This window comes from Streptomyces pristinaespiralis, assembly GCF_001278075.1.
Classification (GTDB): Bacteria; Actinomycetota; Actinomycetes; order Streptomycetales; family Streptomycetaceae; genus Streptomyces; species Streptomyces pristinaespiralis.
Window position 1 is genome coordinate 2,306,397 of the sequence record NZ_CP011340.1, and the last position, 17,465, is coordinate 2,323,861.

General features: G+C 72.6%; 14 protein-coding genes. 9 read left to right on the forward strand and 5 right to left on the reverse strand.

Annotated features, from left to right (window positions below; genetic code table 11):
* Positions 1 to 19 precede the first annotated feature (19 nt).
* On the reverse strand, positions 20 to 1,006 hold the full coding sequence (locus tag SPRI_RS09625; RefSeq protein WP_037773564.1) for a helix-turn-helix transcriptional regulator: 987 nt from the start codon (positions 1,004 to 1,006) through the stop codon (positions 20 to 22).
* A gap of 130 nt (positions 1,007 to 1,136) precedes the next feature.
* Between SPRI_RS09625 and SPRI_RS09630 the strand changes: the two genes are divergently transcribed.
* Both SPRI_RS09630 and SPRI_RS09635 read left to right on the forward strand, forming a co-directional pair.
* Positions 1,137 to 1,922 (forward strand): NIPSNAP family protein, encoded by a 786-nt coding sequence (locus tag SPRI_RS09630; protein ID WP_005310817.1) that lies wholly within the window; start codon positions 1,137 to 1,139, stop codon positions 1,920 to 1,922.
* A 162-nt stretch (positions 1,923 to 2,084) separates the two neighbouring features.
* Positions 2,085 to 3,743, forward strand: a complete 1,659-nt coding sequence (locus SPRI_RS09635) for a carboxylesterase/lipase family protein (protein ID WP_005310819.1) — start codon at positions 2,085 to 2,087, stop codon at positions 3,741 to 3,743.
* 196 nt (positions 3,744 to 3,939) lie between these two features.
* Here the strand turns inward: SPRI_RS09635 and SPRI_RS09640 are convergent, their stop codons facing one another.
* Positions 3,940 to 4,422: a hypothetical protein gene (locus tag SPRI_RS09640; RefSeq protein WP_005310821.1), complete on the reverse strand. Its 483-nt coding sequence runs from the start codon at positions 4,420 to 4,422 to the stop codon at positions 3,940 to 3,942.
* Entirely contained in the window at positions 4,419 to 6,212 is a 1,794-nt protein-coding gene (locus SPRI_RS09645) for a glycoside hydrolase family 15 protein (protein ID WP_005310823.1), read from the reverse strand. The genes SPRI_RS09640 and SPRI_RS09645 overlap by 4 nt, the downstream gene beginning before the upstream one ends.
* A gap of 497 nt (positions 6,213 to 6,709) precedes the next feature.
* Between SPRI_RS09645 and SPRI_RS09650 the strand changes: the two genes are divergently transcribed.
* From SPRI_RS09650 to SPRI_RS09660, 3 genes are all read left to right on the forward strand, one after another.
* On the forward strand, positions 6,710 to 9,058 hold the full coding sequence (locus tag SPRI_RS09650) for a glycoside hydrolase family 2 (protein WP_063805339.1): 2,349 nt from the start codon (positions 6,710 to 6,712) through the stop codon (positions 9,056 to 9,058).
* A 220-nt stretch (positions 9,059 to 9,278) separates the two neighbouring features.
* Entirely contained in the window at positions 9,279 to 10,859 is a 1,581-nt protein-coding gene (locus tag SPRI_RS09655) for an SDR family oxidoreductase (protein WP_078951236.1), read from the forward strand.
* An 80-nt stretch (positions 10,860 to 10,939) separates the two neighbouring features.
* Positions 10,940 to 11,422, forward strand: a complete 483-nt coding sequence (locus SPRI_RS09660; RefSeq protein WP_005310827.1) for an MSMEG_6728 family protein — start codon at positions 10,940 to 10,942, stop codon at positions 11,420 to 11,422.
* A gap of 8 nt (positions 11,423 to 11,430) precedes the next feature.
* Here SPRI_RS09660 and SPRI_RS09665 read toward each other — a convergent pair whose 3' ends face one another.
* Both SPRI_RS09665 and SPRI_RS09670 read right to left on the reverse strand, forming a co-directional pair.
* The gene (locus tag SPRI_RS09665) at positions 11,431 to 11,772 is read right to left on the reverse strand and encodes a DUF3140 domain-containing protein (RefSeq protein WP_005310829.1); all 342 of its coding nucleotides are present in this window, start codon (positions 11,770 to 11,772) and stop codon (positions 11,431 to 11,433) included.
* Positions 11,769 to 11,996 (reverse strand): hypervirulence associated TUDOR domain-containing protein, encoded by a 228-nt coding sequence (locus SPRI_RS09670; RefSeq protein ID WP_005310831.1) that lies wholly within the window; start codon positions 11,994 to 11,996, stop codon positions 11,769 to 11,771. The genes SPRI_RS09665 and SPRI_RS09670 overlap by 4 nt, the downstream gene beginning before the upstream one ends.
* A gap of 213 nt (positions 11,997 to 12,209) precedes the next feature.
* Here SPRI_RS09670 and SPRI_RS09675 point away from each other — a divergent pair, with 213 nt between their 5' ends.
* The 4 genes from SPRI_RS09675 to SPRI_RS09690 all read left to right on the forward strand — a co-directional run bounded on the left by SPRI_RS09675 (position 12,210) and on the right by SPRI_RS09690 (position 17,402).
* On the forward strand, positions 12,210 to 13,397 hold the full coding sequence (locus SPRI_RS09675) for a spore photoproduct lyase family protein (RefSeq protein ID WP_005310833.1): 1,188 nt from the start codon (positions 12,210 to 12,212) through the stop codon (positions 13,395 to 13,397).
* Between the two features lie 493 nt (positions 13,398 to 13,890).
* The gene (locus tag SPRI_RS09680) at positions 13,891 to 15,372 is read left to right on the forward strand and encodes a phytoene desaturase (protein ID WP_005310835.1); all 1,482 of its coding nucleotides are present in this window, start codon (positions 13,891 to 13,893) and stop codon (positions 15,370 to 15,372) included.
* Positions 15,373 to 15,381: 9 nt separating this feature from the next.
* Positions 15,382 to 16,398 carry a phytoene/squalene synthase family protein gene (locus tag SPRI_RS09685; RefSeq protein WP_037776207.1) on the forward strand — a complete coding sequence of 339 codons (1,017 nt, stop codon included), beginning with the start codon at positions 15,382 to 15,384 and terminating at the stop codon, positions 16,396 to 16,398.
* Positions 16,395 to 17,402: a DUF5914 domain-containing protein gene (locus SPRI_RS09690; RefSeq protein ID WP_053556858.1), complete on the forward strand. Its 1,008-nt coding sequence runs from the start codon at positions 16,395 to 16,397 to the stop codon at positions 17,400 to 17,402. Before SPRI_RS09685 ends, SPRI_RS09690 begins: the two co-directional genes overlap by 4 nt.
* Positions 17,403 to 17,465 lie beyond the last annotated feature (63 nt).

A 17,465-nucleotide genomic window follows, 5' to 3' on the forward strand; every position in this document is an offset into this window, starting at 1 on the left:
TGGAAGCCGCCGGGTGCCGTCAGCGCCCGGGGCCGGGCCCGTACGTCCGGGCCAGTGCGCCCACCGTCGTGGCCATCGCCTCGCGGAGTTCGGGCGGTGCGACGACCTCGACGTCGGTGCCCAGGCGCAGCAACTCGCCGCACGCGTGCTCGGTGCTCTCGGTGGGGATGACGGCCTCGACCCATCCGTCGGCGTCCGCGGCGGTCGCGGTGGAATCGACCGCCTGCACCACCTCCGGCGGGACGTTGTCGGGCAGGCGCCGGCGTCCCCGCGGGGACAGGCGCACGGTCGCCGTGCCGGTGTAGCGGCGGGCCTCGAAGTCCTCCAGGTACGCGGCCCAGTACGCGCCCAGGTCGAAGCCCTCCGGCCGGTCGAACGACTCGTCGCTCAGCGCGGCCTCGAGGACCTGTGCGACCCGGTAGGTCGCGATCCGGCTCCGCCCCGCCGCCACGAGGTACCAGACGCCGGACTTGAGCACCAGGCCGTAGGGGCGCAGACGGCGGTCCACCTCCTGGGGCTCGCGCCAGCGCCGGTAGCGCACGTCCACTGCCCGCCGGTCGAGCACCGCGTCGACGAACAGGGGCAGGTGCGGCGGCTGTTCGGGCTCCCGGTACCAGCCGGGAGCGTCGAGGTGGAAGACCGCCGCGGTCCGCGCCGCCTCCTCGCGCAGCCCCGCCGGAAGCGCGGCCAGCAGCTTCAGCCGCGCGGTCGTCACCTCCGTCGCGAGCCCCAGGTCGGCGGCGGGGCCGGGCAGTCCGGCGAGGAACAGCGCGCGGGCCTCTCCCTCGCTCATCCCGGTGAGGCGGGTGCGATAGCCGTCCAGCAGCTGATAGCCGCCCCCGGGGCCGGGCTCCGCGTAGACCGGGACCCCGGCGGTCTGGAGCCGCGCCAGGTCACGGTAGGCGGTCCGTACGGAGACCCCCAGCTCGCCGGCGATCCCCCGTGCGGACATACGGCCACGTGATTGGAGCAACAGCAGTACCGACAGCAGTCGTCCGGCAGACATGGAGGCATTCTCGCCGGAAACACTGACAGCCCCTGGCACACCGGGTGCCTACCGTCGATCCGTGCCCGTCCCCGACCGGACGAGCCGTGTCTCCGTGCCCCGGAGAACCGGACCGAACTGGAGTTCCGCCGTGCCTGCCACCGATGCCACCGATCCCGCAGCCCCTGCAACCCCCACCGGACCCACCGGCCCCGGCGGCCGCCCCGCCGTCATCGAGCTCCGCCGGTACACCCTGCGTCCCGGCCGGCGCGACGAGCTCATCGACCTGTTCGACCGGGAGTTCGTCGAGACCCAGGAGGCCACCGGCATGGCGGTGCTCGGCCAGTTCCGGGACCTCGACGATCCGGACCGCTTCGTCTGGCTGCGCGGCTTCAGCGACATGGCGGCGCGCCACCGCGCGCTGACGGCCTTCTACGGCGGCCCCGTCTGGGCCGAGCACGGTCCCCGGGCGAACGCGACGATGGTCGACTCGGACGATGTCCACCTGCTGCGCCCCCTCTCCGCCGGGACCTCCTTCACCGTCCCGGCGTACCGGCGGCCCCCGGCCGGCGCTCCGGCGCCGGACCGGTTCGTGACCGCCACCGTGTGGTTCTTCCCTCCGGGCACAGAGGACGGCGTCGCACTCGTCCGGGAGGGTCTGCTGCCCGTGCTGACCGGGACGGGACCCGCGCCGCTCGCCGTCCTGACCACAGAGACGGCGCACAACACGTTCGCCAGGCTGCCGGTCCACACCGGGACGAACGTCGTCGCGGTCTTCTCCTCCTACCCCGACGAGAGTGCGCATCGCCGTCACGTCGCCGCTGTACGGGCCCATCCCCTCGCGCGGGACGCGGTCCTGCCGGGCATCGGGAGAACGCAGTCCGCGGCTCCCTGGACACTGCGGCTGGCCCCCACAGGCCGCTCGCTCATCTCCTGACCTGCGCCGACGCCGTCCGGAAGTGACGACCGCGCGCCCTGCGCCCCCTCCGGGGCGACCCGCCGCCGTGGCGGAGACCGGTGATTTGGACGATGCCGGGGTGTGCGGTGTCCGGCGAAACTGCCCTGGCAGTTTCCGCCCCCTTCCGTACGGAGGTGCACGATGTCCGCTCTGCTCCCGAAGTACCCGGCGACGGCTCGCCGGCGATTATCAGGTACGAGGAGAATCGGGGCGCTGTACGGCGCTCTCGTACTGTCGATCGTCGCGACGGCCTTCGCGCCCGCACAAGCGACCGCGGCCCAGGACACCGCGGTCCGAGCCGGCGCGGCCCACGACACCGCGGTCCGAGCCACCGCGGCCGAAGGGCCGGCCGTCACGACCCGGTACGGCCAGGTCCAGGGGAAGGCGGGGGCGACGGCGAACTCCTACCTCGGTATCCCGTACGCCGCGCCCCCGGTCGGGTCGCAGCGGTGGAAGCCGCCGTCCCCGCCCGAGCGCTGGCCTGGCGTACGGGACGCCACCACGCCGGGCAACCCCTGTATGCAAGGTGCCGCATCCAGCCCCTGGGGAGACCTCGCGGGACCCGGCACGCCCAGTGAGGACTGCCTGTACCTGAACGTCCACACGCCCGCGCAAAGGTCGCTCCAGAAGCGGCCGGTGATGGTGTGGATCCACGGTGGTGGCTTCACCGTCGGCTCCGGGACGTTCTACGACGGCAGCAACCTGGCGGCCAAGGGCGACGTGGTCGCCGTCACCTTCAACTACCGCCTCGGCGCGTTCGGTTACCTGGCACACCCCGGCCTGACCGACGAGTCGTCGCAGGGCATGTCCGGCAACTACGGTCTGCTCGACCAGCAGGCCGCACTGCGCTGGGTGCGGGACAACATCGCGGCGTTCGGCGGGGACCCAGACAACGTGACGGTCTTCGGTGAATCGGCCGGCGGCGGCAGCGTCTGCCAGAACCTGGTCTCGCCCCGCGCGATCGGTCTGTTCGACCGGGCCGTCGCCCAGTCGGGCTGCGGGTTCACCCTGCCCACCCAGCAGTCGCAGCAGGACAGGGGCGCGGCCTGGGCGAACTCCTTGGGCTGCGCGGACGTGGCCTGTCTGCGCGCCCGGACCGCCGCCCAGGTGCTGGGCGCCTCGCTGAGCCCCACCGCCCGCTGGACCCCCAACGTCGACGGCAAGGTCCTGCCGCTCCAGGTGACCGACGCGCTGGAGCGCGGCCGGTTCCACCGGGTCCCCGTCCTCCAGGGCACCACCGCCGACGAGGGCCGGCTCACCGTGGCCACCACCTACGACCTGGCCGGCAGGCAACTCACCGCGGAGGGCTATCCGGTCGCGGTCCGCACGCTCTACGGCGACCGGGCGGACGAGATCCTGGCCCGCTACCCGCTGTCGGACCACGGCACGCCCGCGGAGGCCCTGGGCGCCGTCTTCACGGACTCCCAGTTCGCCTGCCTCCAGTCACGGACGGCGAGCCTGATGGCCGCGCACACCCGGTCCTACCAGTACGAGTTCGCCGACCGTCACTCCATGGACCACCTGAACCTGCCGCTCAGCTTCCCGATCGGCGCCCCGCACGGTTCGGAGATCAGGTACGTCTTCGGCGGTGTCTCGGGCACCCCGGCCCAGAACGTCCTGTCGGACAGGATGCTCGGCTACTGGACCAACTTCGCCAAAACCGGCGTCCCGTACGCCACGGACGCTCCGCGCTGGAACCTCTTCCCGAAGGTCCAGACGCTCGCCCCGGAAGCCGTCACGGGGCGGACCACGTTCCCGGAGGACCACAAGTGCGACCTGTGGAACCGGCCCGCCTCCTGACGACGCCTGCCGTCTGACGGCCCGGGCTGTCGGCCGGTGACCAACGGCGCGAAGCGGGGTACGGCCCCGGAGCGTCCGGTCAGCGGCGGACAACCGTCCGCGTGGTGCGGCGGCCACCGCCGTCGCACCACGCCGCTGTCCCCGCCGGGGACCGGCGCTGCCGCCCGGTAGCCGGGGCGGCATGGTGGTCGGCGCATCAGGCCGCGAGGGTCGTGAAGCCGCCGACGATCGCTCCGTAGCCGACATGGGCGAGGACGGTGACCACGGGGGTGCCGGGCCCGTAGTTGCGCATCAGAAATCCAGGGGGTTCCAACATCGCTGTCTGTGGGGCGCTGGTCAGTGGGCTGCCCATGCGCGGGTGGCAGAGGGGCAGCAGGATGTTGACGAGTGCGGTGCCGGCGAACAGGCCGTGCGCGAGTCCGAACAGGGCACCCAGCCACCAGCCCGCCTGGCCGATGGCGACGAAAACTGCGAAGTAGACGAACGCGAAGATCTGTCCGTTGAGGAAGTGCATCAGGTAGCCGATGGCCTTCGCGCGGGTGCGGTTGACGGTCACCGCCGTGCCGAGGAGGAACGGCAGGTCCATGCGGGTCAGGCGCAGCTCGCTGGCGGCGCGCAGCGCGGTCGTCAGTGCGAGTGTGCCGACGAAGGCTCCCGCGGCCGTTCCCCACGCGCTCACCGTGCTGTGTCCTTGCTCGCGTCGGTGATGGCCAAGGCGGCGCTGATCAGCGCCAGGTGGCTGAGGCCCTGCGGAAGATTTCCCAGGAATTCGCCGGTGTCGGGGTCGATCTCCTCGCTGTAGAGGCCGACGTCGTTGGACAGGCCGACCAGCTCGTCCATCAGCTCGATCGCCTGCGGGAGGTGGCCGGTACGGGCAAGGGATTCGGTGAGCCAGAAGGAGCAGGCGAGGAAGGCTCCTTCGTTGCCGCTGAGGCCGTCTTCGCCCGAGTACCGGTCGATGTAGGGCCCGTGCCGCAGTCCGCGGGCCAGGGTGCTGATCGTGGCCCGCATGCGGTGACCGTCGCCGCCGTATCCGTACAAGTGGCCCAGCAGGACCGCGGCGTCCAGGTCTTCGCTGCCGGCGGAGCGGACGTAGCTGTCGCGGCGGTGCGAGAAGCAGCGGCTCTCGATGAAGGCGCTGATCCGGATGCGCGTGGTCCGCCAGTGGGGCAGGTGCCGGGTGGGGATCAGGCCGCGTTCGGCGAGGTCGACGGCGCGGTCGAGGGCCACCCAGCACATCATCTTCGACTGGGTGAAGTGCCTGGGCGGGCCGCGGACCTCCCAGATGCCCGCGTCGGGCTCCTGCCAGGTGGTGCAGACGAGGTCGGCCAGCTCGGCGAGACGACGGGCGATGTCGACGTCGAGGTCCCCGGTTGCCAGAGCGTACTGCCAGGCCGTCTGCAGCAGCTCGCCGTAGGTGTCCAGCTGGATCTGGACCGCCGCGGCGTTGCCGATGCGGACCGGACCGGAGCCGCGGTACCCCTCCCAGGGCAGGGGCCTCTCCGGAGTGCGGTGCCCGCCGTCCAGCCGGTAGAGCACTTTCAGATCCGGATGGGTGAGCTGCGAGGCGTGCATCAGCCACCAGAAGTACGCCTGCGCCTCCGCCGGGCAGCCCAGCCGCAGGAAGGCGGCCAGGGTGAAGGCGGAGTCGCGTACCCAGGAGAAGCGGTAGTCCCAGTTGCGCTCGCCGCCTATCTCCTCCGGCAACGAGGTCGTCACCGCCGCCGCGACCGCACCGGAAGGGGCATGGACGAGCAGCTTCAGCGCCAGAAGGCTGCGCATCACCGCCTCACTCCACTGCCCCGAGTACAGGCGGTCCTGCGCCCAGCTCAGCCAGGCCGCACACGTGGCGTCCAAGCGTGCCTCGCACTCGGCGCGGGCGGGGAGGACCAGCGGTTCCTGGTGTGCGAACGGCATCGAGATCAATGCACGCCGTCCCCCCTCGAGTTCGAAGTGCCCGCTGATCACTCCGTTGTCACATTCGGGTTCGCCGGCGTCCCAGGCGCAGATCGCGAGCGCGTCCGTTCCGGCTGTCGCCACGGGGACACCGGCGCGCCGGGCGAGCCGGGTGCGGCGGGTGCCGTAGCCGAAGCGGGGTCGCATGCTCCAGCACAGCGGCACGGACCCGGACAGTCCGTCCACGCGTCGCAGCAACTCCCGCATCGGCGTGAGCGTCGAGTCCTCGTGCAGGGCGAGTGCGTCGGTGACCCGTACCGCGCCACGGCTGGTGAAGAAGTCCGTCTCGAGCACGTTGGTGCCCGGCAGATAGCGGCGCTTCGCGCGGTGGGGAACGGCCGGAGCGAGCGTGAATCGGCCACCGCGGGCGGCGTCCAGCACCGCGCCGAACACCGCGGGCGAATCCATGTCGGGCAGACCGAGCCAGTCCACCGACCCGTCCCTGGCGACCAGAGCGGCGGTACGGCCGTCACCGATCACCGCGTATTCCCGCAGCGGAACGTAGCCCGCCATACGCGACCCTCCGCGGGCGGGGCCCCGATCAGCGCTGTTCGCCGGAGAACCGCTACTGGCTCCCATGACACCACCTTCCCATCCGCCGCTCCGTGCCGCCCCGCGTGCCGGTGCTCGTATCGCCTCCCCCGGGCGCCATGGGAGGTCATCGGGCGGCGGGGCCTCCCGGGGGCACGGAGGAGAGCGCTCTCACGCGTCCTGATTAGCAGTGAGCACGCCAATCCGTCGCCGGCGGTCAGGAGTGCCGCTCCGAGCATGAAGTCGCCGCCGCCATCGCGGCGTTGCGGCAGCGCGATCGCCGGACGCCGCTTCGCACATCGGCGAAGAAGCAGATCCGCCCAGGGGGTTCACACCATCCGTTCAACGATGTAAAAACCCAGCAGGGTGCCCTGCCGGATGACCGCCGGCCGCTCCGTGGAGGCTCCTCAGCGCTGCTCCACCCGTCCGTCGCCCGTTCCCGGACGACGTTTCCCCCGACACTCGACAGAGGAGCACTGATGCGTCCGTCGTCATCCCCATGGCGCCAGCGGTGGCGTCGCGTGACCGCGCTGCTGGCCGCGCCGGCGGTGTTGTGCGCGAGCCTGCTGCTGGCAGGCGGCCCGTCACAGGCCGCGGAAGCGGAAGCCGCGTGGACACCGAAGCCCGCGCCCATGACCACGCCGTGGACCGACCAGGTCCCCGTGGACAAGCCGCTGAACGAGTACCCGCGTCCGCAGCTCACCCGCTCCGACTGGCTGAACCTCAACGGCATCTGGGACTTCGCGGTCACCGGCGCCGACGCCGGGCAGCCCGCCGTGTTCCCCGAACAGATCCGGGTCCCCTTCCCCGCCGAGTCGGCCCTCTCGGGGATCCAGCGCAAGATCACCCAGCACGACAGACTCTGGTACAAACGCACCTTCACCGTCCCGGCGAACTGGAGCGGCCGGCGGGTGCAGCTCAACTTCGGCGCCAGTGACTGGCGTACGACGGTGTGGGTCAACGGCCGGCAGGCGGGAGCGGTCCACAGCGGCGGCTTCGACGCCTTCTCCCACGACATCACCCCGCTGCTGAACGGCGGGACGAACACCGTCGTCGTCTCCGTCTTCGACCCGACCGAGACCGGGAGCCAGGCCGTCGGGAAGCAGCGCATCCGGGAGACCACTCCCAGGCCCGGGGGCGGCATCTTCTACACCGCCGCCTCCGGCATCTGGCAGACGGTGTGGCTGGAGCCCACGGCACCGGCCCACGTCACCCGGCTCGACCTGGTGCCGAACCTGACGGACAACACCCTGAAGGTCACCGTGCACGGTGCCGGAGTCAGCGGTCACCAGGCACGTGTGACCGTCTCCGCCGGCGGCGGCACGGTGGGCAGCGCGACCGGCCCGGTCGGCTCCGCGTTCAGCGTGCCGATACCGAACCCGCGCCGGTGGACCCCCGAGGACCCGTTCCTGTACGACGTGAGGGCCGAACTCCTCACCGGGGCGACGGTCGTCGACTCCGTCGGGAGCTACACCGGCATGCGCTCCGTCTCCGTCGGCAGCGTGGGCGGCGTGCGGCGTCTGCTCCTCAACGGAGAGGCCGTGTTCCACAACGGCACCCTCGACCAGGGGTACTGGCCCGACGGGATCTACACCGCGCCCACCGACGAGGCCCTCCGCTTCGATCTGCAGAAGCACAAGGACCTCGGCTTCAACATGGTCCGCAAGCACATCAAGGTCGAACCGCAGCGCTGGTTCTACTGGGCCGACAGGCTCGGCCTCCTGGTGTGGCAGGACATGCCGTCCATGGACCTGCGCACCCCGGACGCGGCGGCCCGCGCGCAGTGGGAGGCCGAGTACGACCGCATCATCGACCAGCACCGCAGCTCCCCGTCCGTCGTGATGTGGGTCAACCAGAACGAGGGCTGGGGCCAGTACGACCAGGCCCGCATCGCCGACGAGGTCAAGGCGTACGACCCGTCCCGCCTCGTCGACAACATGAGCGGCGTCAACTGCTGCGGCTCGGTCGACGGCGGCAACGGCGACGTGATCGACCACCACGTCTACGTCGGCCCCGGCGTCACCCGCCCGTCGGGCGCCAGAGCCGCCGTGCTGGGCGAGTTCGGCGGGCTCGGCATCCGCGTCCCCGGCCACGAGTGGTACCCCGGCGGCGGCTTCTCGTACGAGAACCAGCCCACCCTGGCGCACCTCACCGACCGGTACATCGGCCTGATCGACGCCATGCGCGAGACCCAGATGCCCCTCGGCCTCTCGGCCTCCGTCTACACGGAGATCACCGACGTGGAGAACGAGGTGAACGGCCTGCTGACGTACGACCGTCAGGTCGTCAAGGTCGACCAGGCACGTGTCAGGGCGGCCAACCAGGCCCTGATCAACGCCTCCAGGAACCCCGCGGCCCCCCTCACACTGCCGGCCGGCCAGTACCGGTCGCTGCGCGTCACCACCCCCGGCTTCACCGACCGGTACCTGCGCCACCAGGACGGCCTGGGGTTCACCGAGGTCGTCACCTCCTCGAGCAGCGCCCTGCTGAAGAACGACGCCACCTGGAAGATCGTCCCCGGCCTCGCCGACGGCAAGTGCTACTCCTTCGAGTCGCGGAACTACCCGGGGCAGTACCTCCGCCACCGCGACTTCCGCGTGTACAAGGAAGGCGGCGAGGGGCCGCTGTTCCGCGCCGACGCCACCTGGTGCCCGGCGCCCGGTGACGGAGGCGTGCGCCTGGCCTCGTACAACTTCCCCGACCAGTACCTGCGCCACTACCGGTCCGAGCTCTGGCTCGCCACCCCCGGCGGTACCCACGCATGGGACAGCCCCGACCGCTTCCGCGAGGACACCGTCTGGGCGGTCGTGAGCCCCTGGGCACCGTGACGCGTCCCTGTTCCGGGGCGCTCCGGCCCCGGAACAGGCGGGCGGTACCTCCGGGCCGCGCGGCCGCTCGCCGGGCGGCCCGACCGGGCCGGCGGGCGCGGGACTGAGGCTCCGGGTGCATCCGGCGGGGACGGCGGCCACGAAGCGGGTACGTCACCCCCGCCGGTACGGCTCACCCCGCCGCGCAGGCTGGTCGCGCCGGCGGGGACCGTGATCGACCATGAGGGGAGGGGCCGAGGACGACCCGACCAGCCGAGGAGGCAGCGTGGCAGCGGAAGAGGCGCCGGACGGAACAAGGCTCCACTGCCTGGTGACCGGTGCGACGGGGTACATCGGCGGGCGGCTGGTGCCCGAGCTGCTGGCCGCCGGCCACCGGGTCCGGTGCCTGGCCCGCTCACCCGGCAAGCTGCGCGACCACGCCTGGGCGAAGGACATCGAGGTCGTCGAGGGCAATGTCGTCGACAGCGGCTCGGTCGCCGAGGCCATGCGGGGCATCGACGTCGCCTACTACCTGGTGCACGCCCTCGGCACCGGGTCCGGCTTCGAGGAGACGGACCGCGAAGCGGCGCGGATCTTCGCCGACCGGGCCCATGCGGCCGGGGTACGGCGGATCGTCTACCTCGGCGGTCTGACGCCTCGGGGCGTGCCCCCACGGGAGCTGTCGCCGCATCTGCGCTCGCGCACCGAGGTGGGGCAGATCTTCCTCGACTCCCCCGTGCCCGCCACGGTGCTGCGGGCGGCGGTGATCATCGGTTCGGGTTCGGCGTCCTTCGAGATGCTGCGCTACCTGACCGAACGGCTGCCGGTCATGGTCACCCCCAGATGGGTGCGCACCAGGATCCAGCCGATCGGGGTACGGGACGTCCTGCGGTACCTCGTCGGCTCGGCCCGAATGCCGGCCGACGTGGACCGGGCGTTCGACATCGGAGGGCCCGAGGTCGTCACGTACCTGGAGATGATGCGGTGCTACGCCGCGGTCGCCGGGCTGCCCAGACGCCTGATCGTGCCGGTGCCGGTACTGACCCCACGGCTCTCCAGCCACTGGGTGGGCCTGGTGACCCCCGTCCCGCACTCCATCGCCCGGCCGCTGACCGAGTCGCTGCGCCACGAGGTCGTCTGCCACGAGCACGACATCGCGGAGCACGTCCCCGACGGGCCCGGGCGGCCGCTGCCGTTCCAGGAGGCCCTCGCGCTCGCGCTGAGGCGGGTACGGGACGCGCAGGTCGCCACCCGCTGGTCCTCGGCCGCCGTGCCGGGCGCACCGAGCGACCCGCTGCCCACCGACCCGGACTGGGCCGGCGGCAGCCTCTACCGCGACGAACGCGAGCTCTCCGTGGACGCGTCGCGCGAAGCGCTGTGGAAGGTGATCGAGGGCATCGGCGGGGACAACGGCTGGTACTCCTTCCCGCTCGCCTGGGCGGTGCGGGGATGGCTCGACCGTTTCGTCGGCGGTGTCGGGCTGCGGCGTGGCCGCAGGGACGCCGAGCGGCTGCGGGCCGGGGACTCCCTCGATTTCTGGCGGGTGGAGGAGATCGAGCCCGGGCACCTGCTGCGGCTCCGGGCGGAGATGCGGCTGCCCGGCCTCGCGTGGCTGGAGATGTACGCGGAGGACGACGGCCAAGGCCGCACCAGGTTCCGGCAGCGGGCGCTGTTCCACCCGAGAGGGCTCTTCGGGCACGTCTACTGGTGGAGCGTGTCCCCCTTCCACGCCGTCGTCTTCGGCGGCATGGCGCGCAACATCACCCGGGCGGCCGTCAAGGGGCCGGCCGCCCGGCCGACCGCTTCGCCGGCGGGCCGGTGAGGCGGGCCGGCCGGGTCCCCCGCGTCCGGTGTCCACGAAGCGCGGCGGGACGGCGGCGTCCACACGGGTAGGCAGGACATATGCAGACTTTCCTCCCGCTTCCGGGCTTCATGGAATCCGCCGCGGCGCTGGACCCCCGGCGGCTCGGGAAACAGCGGGTCGAGGCCCTGCAGGTGCTCCGCGGCCTGACCGTGCCCGGCTACGGCTGGCACAGGCACCCGGCGGTCCGGATGTGGGCCGGTTACGAGGAGGCGCTCGTGCGGTACGGGCTGGACATCTGCCACGTGTGGACGAGCGAGGGGCGCTCCGACACCTGCGCGGCGACCCTGGTCCAGGACTTCCGGGCCCGGCACCCGGATGTGGCCGTGCGGTCCCAGCAGCAGCTCGTGGCGGACGGCGACCTCCCGCCCTGGTTCGGCGACCCGGACTTCCATCGCAGCCATCAGTCGGCCCTGGTGCGGAAGGACCCTGCGTTCTACCGGGACCGGTTCCCCGGGGTGCCGGACGACCTTCCCTACGTCTGGCCGAAGTCCGACCGGGACCCGGAACACCGCCCGGGGTGAGCCGCGTGTCATTTCTCCGGGTCGTGGCCCCAGTTCATCAGCGAGTACCGCCATTTGGTGCGGGTGACGTCACCTGCGGGCCGCTGGGCGATGTGCCGGTGCACGTATCCGACGACCTTGCGCATGTGCGCGATGTCGTCGTCGTCCAGATCTGCCTTCTTGGTACGCAGCAGATCGACGATCCGCCGCCCCGAGGCGTGTCCGACGCTCTCGCCGTCGCCCAAGGACCGGCCGACGCTCTTCGACTCGTCCGTCCCCAGCCACTTCTCGAGGTCGCCGGCCGTCATGTTGACCGCCTCCCCGAACTCGGCCACGGTCTTCTCGCGGTCCGCGTCGCTACCGGCGGTCATGAGTCCTTGTCCCGCCTGCGCAGCGACTGCGGCTTGTGGACGGCCCTGCGGCCGGTCCTGTCGCTCTCCACCTCGTACTGCGGCTCGTCCTTCGAGGCGTCGACGGTGCGGCCCGCCGCCTTCGTACGCTTGGTGATCTTCTTCTTGACCTCACCTGCCACGGTCTTTCCGTGGCTGCGCCACGAGACGTGGTCGCCCTTGCCGAGCTTGTCGTCCTTGGCCATGTCTGGTTCTCCTCCGCGACGCCGTCACCGGACCCGTTCATGCTGTTCGGGGCCCGGCAGGGCCGCAACCTCTGCCGGGTCCACCAGGCACGGGGCGTCCGGACCGGCTCCCGGTCCGTGGACGCGGCAGCCGGGGAGCGCCGGGCGGCCGCGTCCCGTCCATGACCGGCACTGTCCTACATTTGTCAGTAAGCAACAGACTCCGGAGCAGGCATGCGATCCTCCCAGCCGTCCGGTGCACCGGACGACGACGGCCCCGACGGGCTCTTCGGCCTCGACGAGATCCGGACCGGAAGCCCACGCCCCGCCGTGTCCGGGCCGCTTTTCCGCGACTCCCCGCAGGCCCGGCGGATGCTCTCGGTGCGGGAGATCCACGCCGAGCCCGCGGCGGCGGCGTCACCGCGGGGCAGGCAGGTCCTGGCGGGCTTCCCCGACGCCGAGGTGGTCCACGCCGACTCGCACTGGCGCATCCCCGAGCTGCACGGCAACAAGGGGAACGCCGAGCGCTGGGTGCGGATCAAGAGCACGGTCCTGGTCCTCGGCGAGAAGAAGACCCTCACCGTGCGCCCCAACGGCCGGTCGGCGGACTGGATCGCCCCCGGGGCGGCCAACGGATGCGCCATGGCGTGCGCCTACTGCTACGTCCCCCGGCGCAAGGGATACGCCAATCCGATCACCGTCTTCACCAACATCGACCGCATCATCGCCCGCATCAGGCACCACGTCGTCGGCCAGGGCCCCAAGAAGGAGCCCAACCAGTGCGACCCGAGCGCGTGGGTCTACGACGTCGGGGAGAACAACGACTGCTCGGTCGACGCCCTGATCAGCGAGAACACCGCGGACCTGGTGCACGCCTTCGCCCGGTGGCCCACCGCGAAGGCGTCGTTCGCCACCAAGTTCGTCAACCCGGACCTGCTGCTGCTCGAGCCCCGCGGACGGACCCGTGTCCGGTTCTCCGTGATGCCCCCGGAGGATTCGCGGCTGCTCGACATCCGCACCAGCCCCGTCGAGGACCGCATCGCCGCCGCGGCGGACTTCCTCGACGCCGGTTACGAGGTCCACTTCAACCTCTCCCCCGTCGTCATCAGGCCCGGCTGGGAGCAGGCCTGGGCCGAGCTGCTCCGGCACATGGACGACGTCCTGCCGCAGCGGGTGAAGGAGCAGGCCGCGGCCGAAGTGATCATGCTGACGCACAACCGGGACCTGCACGACGTGAACATGGCGTGGCACCCGCGCGCGGAGGAGGCCCTCTGGCGCCCGGATCTCCAGCAGCCGAAGCGCTCGGAGAACGGCAGCTGGAACGTGCGCTACCGGAACGGCACCAAGGCCGCCGCGGTGGAGACCGTACGCGGCCTGGTCCGGACGCACGCCCCCTGGCTGACGATCCGGTACGCCTTCTGACGTCACACGGCCGGACCGGGCCGTGAGGGGGCACGCCGGCATCCGCCGTGCCGACCGTCGGCCCGCGTGGCGGACGACGCGCTCGCTGAGCACGGCCGGCGCGTGGACGAACCGAAGAAGCCGCCGACCGGCCCTCGCGGCGGGCGCGCGTCAGTGCATCCGGCGACGCCCGGTGAGCGGAAGAGGCGGTGGTCGAGGCAGCCGCGACGCCCGGGAGGAGGACAGGAGGCCGGCCTGCGCCGCCGCCCTGTCGGCGGGCGGGTCCGGACCCGCGTCGACGGGAGCGTCCGGTCCGACGCTGCCGGACGTCCGTCGACGGGACGCGCGGGCCGCTCCGGGCCCGGCGCGTCATGACGGCATGGAGCAGTCGGCTGGTCCACCTCAGTGAACGCCGTCCGGCCGCGCTGCCCGGTCGCCCCGCCACGGTCGCGGCGCTCGGCAGTCTGGTCCGCACAGCGTTGGGGAGGGCCCCGCCGCACGAGGAGGACACTCCATGAGAACCGTCCCCGGTCGCACCGACCGCGTGGTCGTCGTCGGTGCCGGGCTGTCCGGCCTCGCCGCCGCGCTGCACCTGCTGGGCAGCGGCCGGCAGGTGACCGTGGTCGAGAAGTCGGACCGGCCCGGCGGCCGGGCGGGGCGGGCGCGGCTGGGCGGCTACCTCCTCGACACGGGGCCGACGGTGCTCACGATGCCGCACCTCGCCGACGAGGCGTTCGCCGCGGTGGGCGACTCACTCGCGGACCGGGTCGAGCTCCTCGCCCTGCACCCCGCCTACCGGGCGCAGTTCGCCGACGGTTCGGGTCTCGACGTGCACACCGACGGCGAGGCCATGGCCGAGGAGGTCCGCGCGTTCGCCGGCCCGGCAGAGGCCGCCGGTTACCGCAGGCTGCGGAAGTGGCTGCGGTCGCTCTACGAAGCGCAGATGCGGCGGTTCATCGACACGAACTTCGACTCGCCCTTCCAGTTGCTGCACCCCGACCTGGCGCGGCTGGCCGCTCTGCGCGGCTTCGGCCGGCTGGACGCGCAGGTCGGCCGGTACATCAAGGACCAAAGGCTGCGCAGGGTCTTCTCCTTCCAGTCGCTCTACGCGGGTGTGCCGCCCGCCCGGGCGCTCGCCGCCTATGCCGTCATCGCCTACATGGACACGGTCGCGGGCGTGTACTTCCCCAAGGGAGGCATGCACGCGCTGCCCGTGGCGATGGCGGACGCCGCCCGCGACGCCGGGGCCGAGTTCCGCTACGGCACCGAGGTCACGGAACTCGCATCGTCCGCCGGCCGCGTCACCTCCGTGCACCTCGGCGACGGCGAGCGGCTGCCCTGCGACGCCGTGGTCCTCACACCCGATCTGCCCGTGGTCTACCGCCTGTTGGGCCGCACGCCGCGCCGGCCGGTACGGCTGACGCACTCGCCCTCGGCGGTGATCCTCCACGCCGGGACGCGCCGCACCTGGCCCGGGCTGGGCCACCACACCCTCTCGTTCGGACACGCCTGGGAGCGGACGTTCGAGGAGATCACCCGCACGGGGCGGCTGATGAGCGACCCGTCACTGCTCATCACCCGGCCCACGGCCCATGAGCCGCGGCTCGCGCCGGAGGGCCGTCATCTGCACTACGTGCTGGCGCCCTGCCCCAACACGACCGTCGGTCCGTCGGCGGCCGAGTGGCGTTCCCTGGGCCCCCGTTACCGCGACAGCATCGTCAGCGAGCTGGAGAAGCGCGGTCTGGACGGGTTCGGCGACGCCGTCGAGGAGGAACAGCTGATCACCCCCGCCGACTGGACGGCACAGGGCCACGCGGCGGGAACACCGTTCTCCGCGGCCCACACCTTCACGCAGACCGGCCCGTTCCGGCCGCGCAATCTGGTCGCCGGCGTCGAGAACGCCGTGCTCGCAGGCTGCGGAACGACTCCGGGCGTCGGCGTACCCACCGTGCTCGTCAGCGGAAAGCTGGCGGCGTCCCGCATCAGCGGCCAGTGAGAGGTGTTCATGACACGACGTGAACTCGACGCGGCGCGGATCTCGGACCCGGGTCTGCGAGCGGCGTACCGGCACTGCAGGCGGCTCAACGCCCGGCACGGCAGGACGTACTTCCTCGCGACCCGGCTGCTTCCGGTCCACCGGCGCCCGGCCGTCCACGCCCTGTACGGCTTCGCACGCTGGGCCGACGACATCGTGGACGATCCGGCCTGCGCCCGCACTCCCGAAGCGCGTGACCGGCAGCTCGCGCGGCTGGAGGGCGAACTCGCTTCGGGGCTGCGGACCGGCCGGAGCAGCGAACCCGTCGTCCGGGCGGTGGCCGACACTGCCAGGACCTACGCCATCCCCCACGAGCACTTCGCGGACTTCATGGCCTCCATGCGGGACGACCTCACGGTCACGGACTACGCCACCTACGAGGACCTCAGGTCGTACATGCACGGGTCCGCCGCCGTCATCGGCCTGCAGATGATGCCGGTGCTCGGCACGGTCGTGCCGCAGGAGGTGGCCGCCCCGCACGCGGCCGCGCTGGGGATCGCGTTCCAGCTCACCAACTTCCTGCGGGACGTCGGCGAGGACCTCGACCGCGGGCGGGTGTACCTGCCCGCCGACCTGCTCGCCGCGCACGGCGCGGACCGCGCGCTGCTGGAGTGGAGCCGCGCCACCGGGAAGCCGGACCGCAGGATCCGCGCCGCGCTCGAGGCCGCCGCGGACCTCACCCGGAGCGTCTACCGTCAGGCCCGGCCGGGCATCGACATGCTCGATCCGCGCGCCCGGCCCTGCATCCGGACGGCGTACACCCTGTACGGCGGGATCCTCGACGCCATCGCCGACGACGACTACGCCGTGGTGCAGCGGCGGGCGGTCGTGCCGCGCAGACGCCGCGCCGCCGTGGCGCTGGGCGGAGCCGCCCGCATCCTGACGGCCCGCCTGCGCCCCCGGCCCCTGCGGTCGCCGGAGCACCCCCTCACGGCAGCACCCGCGCACGGGTCGTCCTCCAACGGGTCCCAAGGGTACGGATCATGACGGGGCGTTGGGCAGTGCCGCGGTACACCCTGCCCGTACGGTCACGGCGCCGGACCCGCTGGGAGCAGCAGAGACCGACGTGGCGCGAGGCCAGGCCGTCGCTGATCGCGGACGCGCTGAAGCGCTCCGCGGCGCGGCCGTCGGGCAACTGGTACGTCATCGGCGCCTCGCGCGACATCGGCGCGGGACGCCCGTTCGGGCGGACGGTCGGCGGGGTGGAGGTCGTCGCCTGGCGCACCGCGTCGGGCGAGCTGCGCGCCGGACCGGGCGCCTGCCCTCACCTGGGCGCGCCCCTGCGGGACAGCCGGGTCGTGTGCGGCAGCCTGGTCTGCCACTGGCACGGAATGTCCCTGGACGGGCGCCCCTTCGCCGGATGGGACCCGTTCCCCGCCCACGACGACGGGGTCCTCGCCTGGGTGCGCCTCGACGAACTCGGCGGGGAACCGCCGCTCGAGCGGCCCGTGGTGCCGACGCGCCCCCGCGAGGGAGCCGTGGACGCCGTGTTCACCGCCGTGGGCCGCTGCGAGCCGGAGGACGTGGTCGCCAACCGCCTCGACCCGTGGCACGGGTCCTGGCTGCACCCGTACTCCTTCGTGGACCTGACCGTCGTGGGGGTCCCTTCGAGCGACGCGGACGAGGAGGACGCGTTCACCGTCGACGTGTCGTTCAAGCTCGCCGGGCGGCTGGTCGTTCCCGTGCGGGCGGTGTTCACCGCGCCGGAGCCGCGCACGGTCGTCATGCGCGTCGTCGAGGGCGAGGGCGCGACGTCCGTCGTGGAGACGCACGCCACGCCGCTGGCCCCCGCCCCGGACGGCGGTCCGCGCACGGCGGTGATCGAGGCCGTCGTCGCCGTCTCCGGCCGACGCGGGTTCGCCGTGGCACGGGCGACGGCCCCCGCGCTCCGGCCGCTGATCCGGTGGGCGGCGGGGCGCCTGTGGCGCGACGACCTCGCGTACGCGGAACGGCGCAGGCTGCTGCGCGGCACGGGCCGTTTCCCGGGCTGAGCGGCTGCGGCCGGCGCGTGCGGCCGCCTGCCCGGCCGGGTCGGCCGGCGGGCGCGCGGCCGC

Bases quoted from the DNA above. Each gene is read 5' to 3' on its own strand.
- SPRI_RS09685 (WP_037776207.1), top strand. From the start codon at position 15,382: ATGACACGACGTGAACTCGACGCGGCGCGGATCTCGGACCCGGGTCTG.
- SPRI_RS09625 (WP_037773564.1), bottom strand. From the start codon at position 1,006: ATGTCTGCCGGACGACTGCTGTCGGTACTGCTGTTGCTCCAATCACGT.
- SPRI_RS09680 (WP_005310835.1), top strand. From the start codon at position 13,891: ATGAGAACCGTCCCCGGTCGCACCGACCGCGTGGTCGTCGTCGGTGCC.
- SPRI_RS09670 (WP_005310831.1), bottom strand. From the start codon at position 11,996: ATGGCCAAGGACGACAAGCTCGGCAAGGGCGACCACGTCTCGTGGCGC.
- SPRI_RS09665 (WP_005310829.1), bottom strand. From the start codon at position 11,772: ATGACCGCCGGTAGCGACGCGGACCGCGAGAAGACCGTGGCCGAGTTC.
- SPRI_RS09635 (WP_005310819.1), top strand. From the start codon at position 2,085: ATGTCCGCTCTGCTCCCGAAGTACCCGGCGACGGCTCGCCGGCGATTA.
- SPRI_RS09675 (WP_005310833.1), top strand. From the start codon at position 12,210: ATGCGATCCTCCCAGCCGTCCGGTGCACCGGACGACGACGGCCCCGAC.
- SPRI_RS09690 (WP_053556858.1), top strand. From the start codon at position 16,395: ATGACGGGGCGTTGGGCAGTGCCGCGGTACACCCTGCCCGTACGGTCA.
- SPRI_RS09655 (WP_078951236.1), top strand. From the start codon at position 9,279: ATGAGGGGAGGGGCCGAGGACGACCCGACCAGCCGAGGAGGCAGCGTG.
- SPRI_RS09660 (WP_005310827.1), top strand. From the start codon at position 10,940: ATGCAGACTTTCCTCCCGCTTCCGGGCTTCATGGAATCCGCCGCGGCG.
- SPRI_RS09645 (WP_005310823.1), bottom strand. From the start codon at position 6,212: ATGGCGGGCTACGTTCCGCTGCGGGAATACGCGGTGATCGGTGACGGC.
- SPRI_RS09650 (WP_063805339.1), top strand. From the start codon at position 6,710: ATGCGTCCGTCGTCATCCCCATGGCGCCAGCGGTGGCGTCGCGTGACC.